Annotated in this window: 12 protein-coding genes; 10 read left to right on the top strand and 2 right to left on the bottom strand. The window is 73.1% G+C overall.

Annotated features, from left to right (window positions below):
- Positions 1-307: 307 nt before the first annotated feature.
- From NQZ70_RS18255 to NQZ70_RS18225, 7 genes are all read left to right on the top strand, one after another.
- Positions 308-1,996, top strand: a complete 1,689-nt coding sequence (locus NQZ70_RS18255; RefSeq protein ID WP_207217882.1) for an aminotransferase class I/II-fold pyridoxal phosphate-dependent enzyme — start codon at positions 308-310, stop codon at positions 1,994-1,996.
- 90 nt (positions 1,997-2,086) lie between these two features.
- Positions 2,087-2,821: a glutathione S-transferase family protein gene (locus NQZ70_RS18250; RefSeq protein ID WP_129575354.1), complete on the top strand. Its 735-nt coding sequence runs from the start codon at positions 2,087-2,089 to the stop codon at positions 2,819-2,821.
- Positions 2,822-2,963: 142 nt separating this feature from the next.
- On the top strand, positions 2,964-3,671 hold the full coding sequence (locus NQZ70_RS18245; protein WP_129575353.1) for a hypothetical protein: 708 nt from the start codon (positions 2,964-2,966) through the stop codon (positions 3,669-3,671).
- A 299-nt stretch (positions 3,672-3,970) separates the two neighbouring features.
- Positions 3,971-4,840, top strand: coding sequence for a hypothetical protein (locus tag NQZ70_RS18240; RefSeq protein WP_129575352.1), 870 nt, complete (start codon positions 3,971-3,973; stop codon positions 4,838-4,840).
- A gap of 81 nt (positions 4,841-4,921) precedes the next feature.
- Positions 4,922-6,373, top strand: a complete 1,452-nt coding sequence (locus NQZ70_RS18235) for a serpin family protein (protein ID WP_129575351.1) — start codon at positions 4,922-4,924, stop codon at positions 6,371-6,373.
- Positions 6,374-6,498: 125 nt separating this feature from the next.
- Entirely contained in the window at positions 6,499-7,677 is a 1,179-nt protein-coding gene (locus tag NQZ70_RS18230) for an acyl-CoA dehydrogenase family protein (RefSeq protein WP_129575350.1), read from the top strand.
- Positions 7,678-7,758: 81 nt separating this feature from the next.
- Positions 7,759-8,811 (top strand): phosphatidylinositol transfer protein, encoded by a 1,053-nt coding sequence (locus NQZ70_RS18225; protein WP_129575349.1) that lies wholly within the window; start codon positions 7,759-7,761, stop codon positions 8,809-8,811.
- Positions 8,812-8,856: 45 nt separating this feature from the next.
- Here NQZ70_RS18225 and NQZ70_RS18220 read toward each other — a convergent pair whose 3' ends face one another.
- Positions 8,857-10,050, bottom strand: a complete 1,194-nt coding sequence (locus NQZ70_RS18220) for a vWA domain-containing protein (RefSeq protein ID WP_129575348.1) — start codon at positions 10,048-10,050, stop codon at positions 8,857-8,859.
- A 286-nt stretch (positions 10,051-10,336) separates the two neighbouring features.
- Between NQZ70_RS18220 and NQZ70_RS18215 the strand changes: the two genes are divergently transcribed.
- A complete protein-coding gene (locus NQZ70_RS18215; RefSeq protein ID WP_324293052.1) occupies positions 10,337-10,954 on the top strand; it encodes an HAD-IA family hydrolase in 618 nt (205 codons plus the stop codon).
- 5 nt (positions 10,955-10,959) lie between these two features.
- Here NQZ70_RS18215 and NQZ70_RS18210 read toward each other — a convergent pair whose 3' ends face one another.
- Positions 10,960-11,652, bottom strand: a complete 693-nt coding sequence (locus NQZ70_RS18210; protein ID WP_129575346.1) for a DUF2293 domain-containing protein — start codon at positions 11,650-11,652, stop codon at positions 10,960-10,962.
- A gap of 213 nt (positions 11,653-11,865) precedes the next feature.
- Here NQZ70_RS18210 and NQZ70_RS18205 point away from each other — a divergent pair, with 213 nt between their 5' ends.
- Entirely contained in the window at positions 11,866-12,450 is a 585-nt protein-coding gene (locus tag NQZ70_RS18205) for a bifunctional 2-polyprenyl-6-hydroxyphenol methylase/3-demethylubiquinol 3-O-methyltransferase UbiG (RefSeq protein ID WP_129575345.1), read from the top strand.
- A gap of 88 nt (positions 12,451-12,538) precedes the next feature.
- On the top strand, positions 12,539-13,348 hold the full coding sequence (locus NQZ70_RS18200) for a fumarylacetoacetate hydrolase family protein (protein WP_129575344.1): 810 nt from the start codon (positions 12,539-12,541) through the stop codon (positions 13,346-13,348).
- The last annotated feature ends 177 nt before the right edge of the window (positions 13,349-13,525 follow it).

Genomic DNA, 13,525 nt, shown 5'->3' with positions numbered 1-13,525 from the left:
AGCCGACCTCGGACACGGCGGGAGCCGACCTCGGACGCGGGGCGCGTCGCGCGGGCGGCGGGCGAGCTCTGCGAAGGGCGACGCGCACCGCGCGAAGGCCGCTGCGCGACGCGGAATGCGCCTGCGCGGCGGCCCTGCTCCGCGGCGGCCGCGCGGGGCAGTACCCGTTGACGCACGTCGCGCAGGCTGCTTTAGCGGCGACGCGCACCGGAAGCGAGCAGGGCCGCGCGCGGCCCGACGTGATACGCCGGAGCGGCCTTCGCGGGCAGGACCGCGTCCCTTAACCGATCGCGTGAGGAGCCAGGGCATGAGCATGAAGGATCGTCTGGTCGACCAAGCAAAGAAGCTCGCCTCGTCGAGCACGGTCGTCCGAGTCGTCAGCAACGATCGCGTGATGCGGCTCGCCACCGGGGTCATGGATGCGAAGAACCGCCTGCGCGCCGCCCGGGAGCGGGCCGCGGAGGCGTGGGACATCCTGCTGAACGGGCACGCGCTCCCGAACATCGATCCGGCGCTCGACGACGAGGCCGGCGTCCACGGGGCGGCGCCGGCCCGCGCGGCGTCGCCGCGGCCGTCCGCGCGCGCCGCGGGCGCCGCAGGGCTGTCGGCCGTCGAGGAGGCGGCGAGCGCCTCGCCCGAGCGGGCCGCCGCCCGCCCGCACGTGAACGGCGTCGGCGCGAACGGCGCGGCCGTGAACGGCGCCGGCGCGAACGGCGCGGGCGCCTACGTGGCGGCGGCGGCCGAGCAGCAGCTCGCGACCCAGATGGCGGCGCGGACGTCGCTGGCGCGGATCGGCGGGCGCGACGTGTTCGAGAAGGCGTACAAGTTCATGACCGCGGACAACGCCCGCGCCATGGGGGTCTACCCCTTCTTCCGCCCGCTCGACTTCAACAACGGCCCCGAGGCGCAGCTCGAGGGGCGGACCGTGATCATGCTCGGCTCGAACAACTACCTCGGGCTGACGACCCACCCGAAGGTGCGGGAGGCCGCGCGGAACGCCATCGACAAATACGGCACGAGCATGACCGGCTCGCGGCTCGTGAACGGCTCGATGCGCCTCCACAACGAGCTCGAGGAGAAGCTCGCCGCCTTCCACGGCAAGGAGGCGGGGCTCGTGTTCACGACGGGCTACCAGGTGAACATCGCGACGATCTCGGCGCTGCTCAGCAACAAGCGGAGCGTCGCGATCATCGACAAGGACGATCACGCGTCGATCTACGACGGCGTGCGGCTCGCCCAGGCGACCGGCGCCCGGATGGTCCGCTACAAGCACAGCGACCCCGCGGCGCTCGACAGCGCGCTCTCCGAGATCGCCGACACCGAGGGGGCGCTCGTCATCACCGACGGCGTCTTCAGCGCCCAGGGCGAGATCGCGAACCTACCCGGGATCGTCGAGGTGGTGAAGAAGCACAAGGCGCGGCTCCTGGTCGACGACGCGCACGCCCTCGGCGTCATCGGCCCGGGCGGCCGCGGCACCGCCGCGCACTTCGGCCTCGGCAAGGAGGTCGACCTCATCGGCGGCACCTTCTCGAAGTCGCTCGCCTCGATCGGCGGCTGGCTCGTCGGCGAGCGCAAGGTGCTCGATTATATTCAGCATTTCGCCTACAGCTTCCTGTTCGCGGCGAGCGCGGCGCCGCCCTGCGTCGCCGCGGCCATGGCGTCGCTCGAGGTCATGCAGGAGGAGCCGTGGCGCCAGGAGAAGCTCCGCGAGAACTTCACCTACATGCGCACGGAGCTGCAGCGGCTTGGCTTCGAGCTCGGCAAGACCGAGACGGCCGTGATCCCGATCTACATCCGCGACGACCTCAAGACCGTCATGATGTGGAAGTCGCTCCTCGACGACTACTCGCTCTACGTGAACCCGTTCATCACGCCGGGCGTCCCGCCGAAGCAGCAGGTCCTCCGCACGAGCTACATGGCGACCCACGAGCGCAAGCACCTCGATCACGCGCTCGAGGCGTTCGAGAAGGTCGGCAAGAAGTTCGGCGTGATCTGAGCCGGAGCGCCGCGCCGTCGGGCGTGCCGGCCGCGCGCGGGCGGGCCCGAGGGCGCCTCCGCCCCTGCCCGCCCGTGGTATCGAGGGGCGATGACGATCGTCCTCCATCGCTTTCCGCTCAGTCACTTCTCCGAGAAGGCCCGGGCTGCCCTCGACTTCAAGGGGCTCGAGTACCGGATCGAGGATCACAAGCCCGGTCCCGAGCAGATCGCCATCTACCGCCTCTCGGGCCAGCGCAAGCTCCCCGTGATCGAGCACGACGGCACGGTCGTCGCCGACTCCACCGAGATCGCGCTCTACCTGGAGCGCACCTTCCCCGAAGGGCGGCGCCTGCTCCCCGACGATCCAGAGCAGCGGGGCGAGGTCCTCGCCCTGGAGGCGCACCTCGACGAGGCGCTCGGAAAGTACGCGCCGTTCTGCTTGCTGCGCCGCGGCCTCCGCGAGGAGCACTACCTGGACGCGCTGGGCGCCGCGATGGGGCCGTTCGCGCACGCCGGGCTCGGCGCCCTGGCGGCCGTCCTCCCGCTGGCCGAGGCGCGGGTGGGCGCCGTGGAGCGGTGGCTCGACGCCGCGGAGCGCGCCGTGCGCGCGACCCTCGCCGAGCTCTGCGCTCGCCTCGAGGGCTCGGCGTACCTCGTGGGCGACGCGCCGTCGCTCGCCGACGTCGCCGCCGTGGCCCTCGTTTACCCGCTCAAGTTCCCGCCGTCGAAGCACCTCTTCAAGCCGGAGCTCGCGGGCACGTCGGTGCGCAGCATCGCCGAGGACCCTGCCCTGGCCCGCTTCTTCGACTTCCGGGATCGGTTCTACCGCGACCACCTCCGGTGAGCGGCGGCGCGCGCCGACGTCGCGCGCCGCGCGTCCCCGTGCCCCTCGCAATCGCGGCGATCGCGGCGATCGCGGCGGTCGCCGCGACTCCCGCCCCGTTCGGCATTTTCGCCGGACCGCGGCCGTGGTGAAGTGGACGATCATGGATCTCCGACCGTTCATGCAAGGTGTCGCCGCGGCGCTGGGTCCTGCGATCCGCGCGTTCTTCCTGACCGCCGCCACCATGTCGCTCCTGGCCGTCGTCCTCGCCGGCTCCTCCTATGCGATCGCGGCCGACGGCTCGGCGCTGCGCGGGGCGCTCGCGGCGATCGTGGCGCTCGCGCTCTCGGCCGTGCTCGGCTTCACCCTGTCGTGGAAGCGGGCGCTCGGCGCCGGCATCCTGCAGGTCGTGCGGTCGAAGCGCCTCGGCGGGATGCTCGTGACCGCGGTGTTCGAGCGGCTGCTCGGCGTCTCGGATCAGGCCGAGGTGGGCGCGCGCGGCGGGCGGGTGGCGCAGGCGGTCGAGGGCGTGCCGATCAACGAGGCGGTGAAGCGGCTGCGCCTCGCGGTGATCCACAGGGTGCAGGCGGCGCCGCGAGGGGGCGGCCTGCGGGGGCTCCTGCGGCGCAAGATCGAGGCGCAGCTGCTCAAGACCATCGAGGCGCTGACGCTGGCGCGCTTCCGGAACGAGGCCCACCAGAAGGGCGGCATCGATCTGGTCAAGGCGCGGGACGAGCTCGCCCAGGGCGTGGACGACCTGGTCACGGACGAGATCGAGGGGACGCTCCTGGTCACGACGCTGCTCCTCGTCGGGGCCGCCGCGGCCGCGTCGCTCGGGGCGGCCGCGGGCATCCAGTACATCCCCCTCTGAGGCGGCGCGTCGCCCGGGAGTAACACTGACTCCAGGATGATCTCGAGGTCCGTGCCGCGCGCGTCGCGGACGAGCGCGTCGAACTCGTCCAGCGTGCCAAAGCGAGGATCGATGCCGCAGTGGTCCGACAGCACACCGCCTCGGAGCGCGGGCGCGGCGTCGATCGCTCGCGCCCATGCACATCGGCTTTGCCTAAGCGCTCTCTACTACGTTACGGTCATCCCGCTGCCGTTACGCTCCGTGTTGCTCGCACGTTTCATGTTGCTTTCACCTCATGTTGCGCAGAGGAGGCAGTTCCAATGATCGAGAACGTTATGGGGAAATGTTGCTCGGCGCTCGCGTGCGTCGTGGGCTTGCTCGCGTCGCCGGCCGCCTGGGCTCAGGATCCCGCGCCACCCCCGGCTGATCCGGGCGCCGCGGCGGCCCCCGCGGACCCCCCTGCGACAGCGCCCCCGGTAGAGCCGACCGCGACCGCGGGCGACGCGGCGACGGGCGGCCAGGCGGCGCCCGCCACGCCGGCGCCGGGCACCACCGAGCCGGTCGGAGAGCCGCCGCCGGCGCCGAGCCAGATCCCGAGCTGGTTCCGGGTCGACGCGGACAACCTCGGTCTCCAGGTCTGGGCCGGCGCCTCGCACCAGCTCGGCCCGATCAGCCTCTCGAGCGACATCTATCTCACCACGCTGGGAACCGCGGAGTTCGACATCGGCCCCGCGTTCACGTTCGGTCCGGTCACCCTCAATCCGATGGTGGGCTTCGCGTTCAACTTCGTGACGCAGGAGCCGGCGGCGCTGGTCGCCCCGCAGCTGTTCACCTACATCGACGCGAAGCCGATTTATTTCGAGTCGTGGATCCTGGGGTCGTTCTCCAGCATGTTCAACGAGAGCGTCCAGAACTACCTCTACTCGCGGGACTTCCTCCTCTTCTATCCGACCGACGACTTCGGCATCGGCCCGCACCTCGAGCTCTCCGTCGACCTCAACGAGGTGCCGGGCGCTACCGCGGACGCGCCGGACGAAACCGGCCTCGCCAGCCTGCAGATCGGCGGCGTGATCGGGCTGAACTACGGCACGGGGAACAAGCTGCTCCTGTATCTCGGCTACGAGACGCAGAAGGAGAGCCAGCTCAACGACAAGATCGCTGGCCGGTTCACGTTCATCCACAACTTCTGAGCGGCGCCGCCGGAGCGGCGCAGGCGCCGTCGCCTCGGGGCCGGGCTTCCCAGCGCCCTTGCGCGCTGGTACCGAAGCGGCATGGCCCAACGGTTCCTGTTCGCCGCCGCGCTGTGCAGCCTCCTCGGACTCGGGTGCCAGGCCCAGAGCCACGCCCCGCCGCCCGCTTCGACCCCGGAAGCACCTCCGTGTCAGCCGGCCGACTGCGGCCCGCTCGCGAAGATCGCCCGCATCTGCGACGACGGCTCCACCGCCGCCCCGCAGTGCGCGCGGGCCGACGGCGGGGTGTGCCGCTGGGAGCACGTCTGCCCCGGCCCGAAGCCGGCGGCCGAGGCGCCGGCCCCGGGCCCGAGCCAGCCCGCCCCGGACGCGCCGCCGCCGGCCGAGCCGCCGCCCGGCGCGGGCTTCGCCGACGCGAACGCCGCGTTCGCGCAGCGGCTCTACGGCGCGCTCGCCGCCACGACAGGCAAGCTCTTCTTCTCGCCGGCGAGCGTCTCGACCGCGCTGGCCATGACCTACGCCGGCGCCCGGGGCGAGACGGCGGCCCAGATGGCGAAGGCGCTCGAGCTCACCTTCCCGCCCGAGGCGCTGCACCCCGCGTTCGGCGGGCTCGTCAAGCAGCTCACGCAGCCGGCGGGCCCCAAGGCGCCCGAGCTCCGGATCGCGAGCCGGCTGTGGGGCCAGGCCGGGCTGCCGATCGAGCCCGCGTTCCAGAGCACCACCCAGCAGCACTACGGGGCGGGGATCGAGCTCGTCGACTTCAAGGGCTCGAGCGAGCAGGCGCGCGGGCGCATCAACCGGTGGGTCGAGGAGCAGACGAGCGCGAAGATCAAAGACCTGATGCCGGCGGGCAGCATCACGCCCCTCACGCGGCTCGTCCTCACGAACGCCATCTACTTCAAGGGGAGATGGGCGACGCCCTTCGACAAGCAGGCGACGAAGAACGAGCCGTTCACGGTGAAGCCCGGCACGGCGCCGGCGGTGCCGATGATGCGCAAGACGCTCAAGGCGCGCTTCGGGCAGGTCGACGACGCGTCGGTGCTGGAGCTCGCCTACGAGGCGCAGGATCCGGAGCGCCCGCTGGCCATGGTCGTCATCCTGCCCGCGCAGGCGGGCGGGCTGCCCAAGGTGGAGCAGCGCCTCTCGACCGGGCAGCTCAAGGGGTACGTGGAGGCGCTCCAGCCTGCGCGGGTCGACGTGGCGCTGCCGCGCTTCAAGATGACCGCGGAGTTCGAGCTCTCGAAGGCGCTGGCGGGGCTCGGCATGCCGCTCGCGTTCGACGCGGCGAAGGCCGATTTCTCCGGGATCACGAGGGCGGAGCCGCTCTTCCTCTCGCAGGTCCGGCACAAGGCGTTCGTGGAGGTCAACGAGGAAGGGACCGAGGCCGCCGCGGCGACGGGCGTCGTCGTGTCCACGCGGGCGGCCCCGGCGCCGCCTCAGGTGTTCCGCGCGGACCACCCGTTCGCGTTCCTGATCCGCGACGTGGCGACCGGCGCCGTGCTGTTCATGGGCCGCGTGACCGATCCGCGGTGACCCGATCGACGGCCCTGCCGAGGGAGGGCCGAATGTCCGCGCCGCGCTGGCGAACCACGGTACGATGCGCCGTTTTGCCGGGGCCTTCGCCGGCTCCGCCACCCCTCGACGTCAAGGAGCGAGCGATGAAGAACGACGACGGTGCGAAGGTGCTGCATGCGGTCCGTGACCTGGCCCCCGCGATCGCCGAGCGGAGCGCGGAGATCGAGGAGGCCCGGCGCCTCCCGGCGGACCTGCTCGGGCAGCTCAAGGCGGCGGGCTGTTTCCGGATGTTCCTGCCGAGGAGCCATGGCGGCCACGACGTGGATCTGCGCACCGGGATGGACGTCCTGGAGACGCTCGCCCGGGCGGACGGGGCCACCGGCTGGACGGTGATGATCGGCTCGGAGAGCCCGCATCTCTTCGCGCTCCTGTCGCGCGAGCGCTTCGACGCCGTGTACGCGGGCGGGCCGGACGTGATCATCGGCGGCGGCTTCAACGCGCAGGGCGAGGCCCACGCGACCGAGGGCGGTTATCGCGTCACCGGGCGCTGGGGTTTCGCGAGCGGCTGCGAGCACGCCAGCTGGCTGTTCGGGAACTGCGTCATCCTCGACGGCGGCCGCCCCCGGATGCGCCCGGCGGGCGACGGGAGCGAAATGCCAGAGATGCGGGGCATGCTGTTCCCCGCGAGCGAGGTGCGCATCATCGACACCTGGTCCGTGCTGGGCCTGCGCGGCACGGGCAGCCACGACATCATGATGGAAGGGGCGTACTGTCCCGCGGAGCACAGCTTCGATATCTTCCAGGGCCAGCCGTCGGTGCCGGGCCCGGGGTTCGTCGCGCCGGTCCTGCACTTCGTGCTCCACATGGGGGCCGTGGCGGTGGGCATCGCCCAGGGCGCGCTCGACGACAGCGTGGCGCTCGCGAGCTCGGGCAAGAAGCGGCTGTATGCGCGCGCCCAGCTCGCCGACTCGCCGGTGTTCCAGGTGCACCTCGGCCGCGCCGAGACGAGCGTGCGCGCCGCCCGCGCCCTGCTGCGCGACACGGGGGACGAGTTCTGGGCCGCGTGCGTGAACGACCCCGGCGCCGCCCTCGCGATGGCGCCGCGGATCTCGAGCGCGCTGGCCTGGGTGACGGAGGTGGCGGCCCGCGCCGTGGACGCCTGCTATCAGGCCGGCGGGGGCGGCGTCGCCCGGAACGCCTCGCCCGTGCAGCGGCGATTCCGGGACATCCACACCTTCTCTCAGCACGCCGCCGCGGCGGAGGGGTGGTTCGGCCAGGCCGGCGCCGCGCTCCTCGGCCAGCCGACCGGCTTCTGGACCTGAGCCGGAAGCGCCCGTACGCCGCGCGCGCCGTCGCGCGACCCGATCGCGCCGCGGCGCCGCCGCGGTATAGGTGGTCGCGCCTTGCGCCCCGGTCCGCTCGCCCCGCTGCTCCTCGCCGTCCTGTCGTCCGTCGCCTGCGCGGGCGCCCCGGGCCCGGCCGCTGCGCCCGCGCCGCAGGCCAGGGCCGGCGCCTGCCCGCCCCGCCCGGCCTGCGATGCGCCGCCGCCGGCCGCCTTGCCGCGCGGGTTCAGGCACACGCGCTCGCGCCTCGTCGCGAGCGGGTGGCCGCGCCACCGCGGCCGCGACCTCTTCGCGCGCCCCGACGGCCCCCAGTGGGCCATCGCGAAGTTCGCGTACGGACCGCAGGACGACGATCTCGAGGACGAGGACGTCGAGGCCTATCTCCTCCGCGGCTGCAGCGGCGCCTGGGAGCGGCTCGGCACCCTCCGGACGAGCGACGACGATCGCCCGCACCCGACCGCTGAGGGCATCCCGGACACCGGCGGGCGCGTCTATCTCGATCTCGCGGCGGGGCGGCGCCTCGACGTCGGCCGGCACCGCGTCCACTTCGCCGTGGCCGGCGACGGCACGAGCGCGGATCTATTCGTCGAGGTCCTCCCGCCCGGCGCGCGCGTGGCCGTCACCGACGTCGACGGGACGCTCACCTCGAGCGAGGTGGCGGTGGTCGGCGAGCTCTTCGGCGGCGCCCCGCCGGCCGCCCACCCCGGCGCGGCCGAGGCGATGCGCGCCCTGGCCGACAGCGGGATTCACCTCTTCTACGTGACCGCGCGCCCCGAGTGGCTCGTGGGGAGCACGCGAGCGTGGCTGAGGAGGCAGGGATTCCCGCCGGGCATCCTCCACACCACCATCGGCGTCACCGGCGCCTTTGGCCGCCCGGCCGCCGAGTACAAGACGATCGAGCTCGGGTGGCTCAAGGCCCGGACGGGCATCGTGCCTTCCTTCGGCTTCGGCAACATGCCGAGCGACGTCACGACCTACACGGCCGCGGGAATCGCCCCTTCACGATGCTATTATTACAAGCTCGGCGGCGATCTCCGCGGCGGCGTGCACCACGACGATTACCGGGCTCTCGCCCCGGCGCTCTTCAGCCCACCTGCCGCCTGCGCGCCCTGAGGGGCGCGGGGTCGCGCCCCGTCCAGGGGGCGCCCCCGCCGCCGATCAGAGCGGGATGTCGATCACGTCCTCGCAGGTGAAGTCGACGCCCAGGGCCGCCTCGGGATCGGACTGCACCGCGTTGCACGCGCCCTCGCAGAGCTCGATCTGCGTCGGGTTCGCGGGGTTGTCGTAGCGCCAGGCGTCGCCGCTCGCGCACTCCTGATCGTACGCGAGGGCGTTCGGCTCGCTCTGTCCGCTCGTGTAGGTCACGCGCACCCGCTGCTTGTCGAACGTCCTCCCGTCGGGGGCCGGCGGGATCGCGATCGTGCACGACACCGCGGCGCCGCGGATCTGGTCGATGGCCGCCCTGAAGCTGGTCGCCGTCGCGTCGGGGTTGCCGGTCTCGATGATGAACGCCTTCCCCGTGCCGCCGGCCGCGGCGATCTCGGCCAGGTTGTCCACGTTCCCGGGCTCGTCGTCCGGCGGGTTCGCCACCCCGATCACGTAGGTCGGGATGTTGTCTCCGCGCGCCGCCTCGACGTGCTCGACGACGGCCTGGATCGAGTCGGACCCCCGGCACAGCTGCGGGTAGCCGTCGGTCACGAGCACGAGCGCGTACTTCCCGGGGTTCTCCCGGCGCTGCGCGTCGATGAACGAGATCGTCCCCTCGACCACGAACGCCGTCGGCGTGCCCATGCGCCAGTCCTCGTCGGCCTCCGGCGTCACATCGTCGATCGCCTCGGCGAACGCCCCGGAGGGCAGCGGCGTCATCTCGACGTCCGGCGTTCTGTAGGTCCTGGCCGAGCACATCTGCCGCTGCTGCGCGCCGGGGAAGAAGGTGAGCGAGGCGGTGAGCCCCGCGGACGCAGGATCCGCGAAGAACTGCTTGGTCGCCGCGACGACGGGATCCCACTTGAGCTCCTTGCTGTGCGAGGGCCGATCGTTCGCTCCCATGCTGCCCGAGACGTCGAACGCGACAGCCAGGTACACGGGCTGGAGCTCCGCGCTGGCCCTGTGCGTGGCGCACGCGTCGCCGGCGCCGGTCGAGCCGCCGCCGCTCGGGCCGCTCGGGTTCGAGCCGCTGCCCACGCTCAGATCGCTCCCTGAGCCGGCTGAGCCGAAGCCGTTGTCATCGCCGCCCGAGCCGCTCGCGGCGCCCGAGCCGCCCGGAGAGAGATCGTCGCCGCCCGAGCCGCCGCACGCCGCACCGACCGCAGCCACCACGAACAAGGCAATGCCCATCGCAGGCAATCTCATGGCCTGACTCCTTTATAAGCAAGTGCCGGCGCCGTGCGCCGGTAGAGAGAAGCAACCCACCACATGAGGCCTCACGAGCCGACGCATCGCCGGACCGCGCTCATGAGACCTCGCCACCCATGAATAGTATAAGCCAGAAATCTGCTCATTGCGAGACATGGTTTCTAAAATACGGTGTCAATCCGCGGCGCCCTCACCGCAACTCACCCGTGTGGCGGCAAAACCTGTAAGCCGATGTGATCTACGCGCTCACACGGGCGCTCGGCGGTGCTAGGCTCCGTAACGTATGTTCCGTAGGGTCCGTATCGTCCGCTCGGTTTGTTTCGATTTGATGGACACCGTCCTCTACGACCCGTACCGCGAGGCGCTCGCCGCGGCGATCCGGACGGCCGCGCCCGGCGACGTCGCCCGGCACCGCGACCCCACGTGCTGGCCCGCGTTCGAGAGCGGCGAGATCGATGAGGCCGAGTTCGCCCGCCGGTTCTTCCGCGAGGGCGCCGTGGGCGTCTCGTTCGATATCGACGCCTTCAACCGCGTGCGCCGCGCGGGATATCGCTTCTTGCCCGGCGTGCGGGAGATCGTCGAGGCGCTCCAGGGCCGCGCGCTCCGGGTCGTGGCGAGCAACTACCCCGTGTGGGTCGAGGAGCTGCGCGAGGCGTTCGCGCTCGACGGCCTGTTCGAGGGTGTCTATTCGAGCCATCACCTGCGCGTGCGCAAGCCGGCGCGCGAGTTCTTCGATCGCCTCGTGAGCCGCATCGGGGTCGACGCGGCCGAGTGCCTGTTCGTCGACGATCGCGCGGAGAACTGCGACGCTGCGGCCGCGGTCGGGATGCGCGCGCACGTGTTCGACGGCGCCGCGGGGCTGCGCGCCCGGCTCGTCGGCGAGGGCCTGCTCGACGCCTGAGGGCGCTAGGCCGGCTGCGCCGTCGCGCCGGCCAGGGCGCCGCAGAGCGGGCACGACGCGGCGGCGTGCGGCGCGTCGCCGCGGTGCAGGTCGAGGATCGCGCGCGAGATCTGCGCGAGCTCGCGCCGCACCTCGCGGCGCATCCCCTTCACGCGCGGGATGGCCATCGTGTCGTACGCCGTGGTCTGGTGCCGCATCCACGCGATCACCGCCGACTCGGCGCGCCGCTCGACCGGGATCCGCTCCGTGCGGGCGACCGTGCCGCTGCCCACGGGCGTCGCGTGCTGCGTCACCCGGGTCGCGAGCGCCCGCGCGAGCGCCGCGTAGCGCGGCGAGAACCGGAGGAACGCCGCGACCTCGGCCTCGAACTCGCGCACGTACGCCTCCTGATCGCGCTCCCGCCGGCGGGCGTCCGCCTCGCGCTTCTTCGCGTAGGCGGGCGTGCTGCGCTCGGCCTCGAGCGCGGCGCGGGCGGCCTCGATGGTGGCGGCCGGCGCCCAGAGGCCCCGGGAGAACGTCTTTCTCCCGCGCTTCTCGACCACCATCCAGGAGGGGCCCGCGAGCTTCACCCGGCGGGTGAGCCCGGCGTCGCCCGGCGGCAGGCACGCCCAGCCCTCGGGCGGCGAGAGCAGCGCGCCGTCGGGCGCGCGGAAGCGGCGGGGATCCGGGGTGGGGGCCAGGGTCAGGCACTCGGGCATGGCGGCGCGGCCGGCGTGGTAGGCCAGGTCATCCCGCGCGTCCAGCCGCCGTCGCCCCGCCCTGTCCTCACGCCGCCGAACAGGGCGGTGGTAGGCTCCGCGCCGTGCGAGGCGCCCGCGGGCTCGTGCCCGAGCGCGAGGGGCCGTCGCGCGCGCCGCCCTGCGAGGGGCCTGCCCCTGCGGCCGGCGCGCTCCACCGGACAGGAGGCCAGCGTGTCGGACGACGATCGCATCAGGTGGGACGCCCGCTACCGCGAGGGCGGCGGCGATCCGGGCGAGCCCTCGGCGGTGCTCACGGCGCTCGATCCGCTCCTGCCCCGCCGCGGGCGCGCGCTCGATCTGGCCGGCGGCGCGGGGCGGCACGCCCTGTGGCTCGCGCGGCGCGGGCTCGACGTGACGCTGGCCGACATCTCCGAGGTCGGGCTCGGCGTCGCGCGGAGCGCCGCGGCGCGCGAGGGGCTCGCGCTGCGCACGGTCGCGCTCGACGTGGAGCGCGACCCGCTGCCCGGCGGGCCCTGGGACCTGATCCTGATCTTCTACTTCCTCGAGCGCAGGCTCGCGGCCTGCGCGGCGGAGCTCGCCCCGGGCGGCCACCTCGTCGTGGTGCATCCGACGCGGTCGAACCTGCTGCGGCACGCGCACCCGAGCGCGCGCTGGCTGCTCGAGGACGGCGAGCTCCCCGGCCTCGTCGGCGAGGCGCTCGAGGTGGTCCGTTACGACGAAGGGTGGCTCGAGGAAGGGCGCCACGAGGCCCGCCTCGTGGCGCGGCGGCGGGGCGCCGCGCCGCCCCCTCCGTGACGGCGCGGACGGTGACGGCGCGGGCGTGTCAGCGCGCCGCGCCGGGCGCGAGCTTGCCGCGACGCAGAGATCGCGCTTTGCTCGCGCCATGCGCTTCGCCCGTCTCGCGCCTCCGGATCAAGATCGCCCGGCCTTCTTCGCCCGCCTCGAGGGCGCGGCCGCGCTCGTCCTCGACGCACCGCCCTGGCTCGGCGGCAAGGCCACCGGCGAGGCCGTGGGGTGGACCGACGTCGACCTCGCCTGCCCCGTCGCCCCCACGAAGATCGTGTGCGTGGGGCGCAATTACGCCGCGCACGCGCAGGAGCTGGGCAACGAGATCCCGGTCGAGCCGCTGCTCTTCCTCAAGCCGCCCTCGGCGCTGATCGGCCCGGGCCAGTCGATCGTGCTCCCGCCGGAGAGCCAGCGGGTCGAGCACGAGGCGGAGCTCGGCGTGATCATCGGCCGCCGCTGCAAGGCCGTGCGGCCGGAGGAGGCGGCGGATCACGTGTTCGGTTACACCTGCCTGGGCGACATCACCGCGAGGGATCTGCAGAGGAAGGACGTGCAGTTCACGCGCGGCAAGGGGTTCGACACGTTCTGCCCGGTCGGGCCGTGGATCGAGACGGAGCTCGACCCCTCGGCGCTCCGCGTGCGGGCAGTCGTGAACGGCCAGGTGCGGCAGGACGGGATGACCGCGCAGATGCTCTGGAGCGTGCCCGCGCTGGTCGCGTACATCAGCCGGGTGATGACGCTGGAGCCCGGCGACGTCATCGCGACCGGGACGCCCCAGGGCGTGGGGCCGCTCGTGTCCGGCGACGAGCTCGTCATCGACATCGCCGGCGCCGCGGCCGGGGCGGCCGGGATCGGGCCGCTGCGCGTGTCCGTCGCGGCGCAGCAGGACGGCGCCGGCGCCCGCTGAGCGACCCAGCCGACGGCGGCGTCGCTCGCCGGGCCCCAAGGTCGGTCGAGCGCGGCCCGGGGCGCGCTCCGGTGCGTGAGGCCTGATCGGCTCACCCTCCCATCGCCCCTGCGGCGTTCCGTCATCGAGCGAGCGCCCGCTCCCCTGGTTCGCGGCCCCGTTGATCGGCGGCCGGAC

This window comes from Sorangium sp. So ce836, assembly GCF_028553905.1.
GTDB classification, from domain to species: domain Bacteria; phylum Myxococcota_A; class Polyangia; order Polyangiales; family Polyangiaceae; genus Sorangium; species Sorangium cellulosum_D.
This window is presented reverse-complemented; position numbering and strand designations above follow the sequence as displayed.

Bases quoted from the DNA above. Each gene is read 5' to 3' on its own strand.
- NQZ70_RS18255 (WP_207217882.1), top strand. From the start codon at position 308: ATGAGCATGAAGGATCGTCTGGTCGACCAAGCAAAGAAGCTCGCCTCG.
- NQZ70_RS18250 (WP_129575354.1), top strand. From the start codon at position 2,087: ATGACGATCGTCCTCCATCGCTTTCCGCTCAGTCACTTCTCCGAGAAG.
- NQZ70_RS18245 (WP_129575353.1), top strand. From the start codon at position 2,964: ATGGATCTCCGACCGTTCATGCAAGGTGTCGCCGCGGCGCTGGGTCCT.
- NQZ70_RS18240 (WP_129575352.1), top strand. From the start codon at position 3,971: ATGATCGAGAACGTTATGGGGAAATGTTGCTCGGCGCTCGCGTGCGTC.
- NQZ70_RS18235 (WP_129575351.1), top strand. From the start codon at position 4,922: ATGGCCCAACGGTTCCTGTTCGCCGCCGCGCTGTGCAGCCTCCTCGGA.
- NQZ70_RS18230 (WP_129575350.1), top strand. From the start codon at position 6,499: ATGAAGAACGACGACGGTGCGAAGGTGCTGCATGCGGTCCGTGACCTG.
- NQZ70_RS18220 (WP_129575348.1), bottom strand. From the start codon at position 10,050: ATGAGATTGCCTGCGATGGGCATTGCCTTGTTCGTGGTGGCTGCGGTC.
- NQZ70_RS18215 (WP_324293052.1), top strand. From the start codon at position 10,337: ATGTTCCGTAGGGTCCGTATCGTCCGCTCGGTTTGTTTCGATTTGATG.
- NQZ70_RS18210 (WP_129575346.1), bottom strand. From the start codon at position 11,652: ATGCCCGAGTGCCTGACCCTGGCCCCCACCCCGGATCCCCGCCGCTTC.
- NQZ70_RS18200 (WP_129575344.1), top strand. From the start codon at position 12,539: ATGCGCTTCGCCCGTCTCGCGCCTCCGGATCAAGATCGCCCGGCCTTC.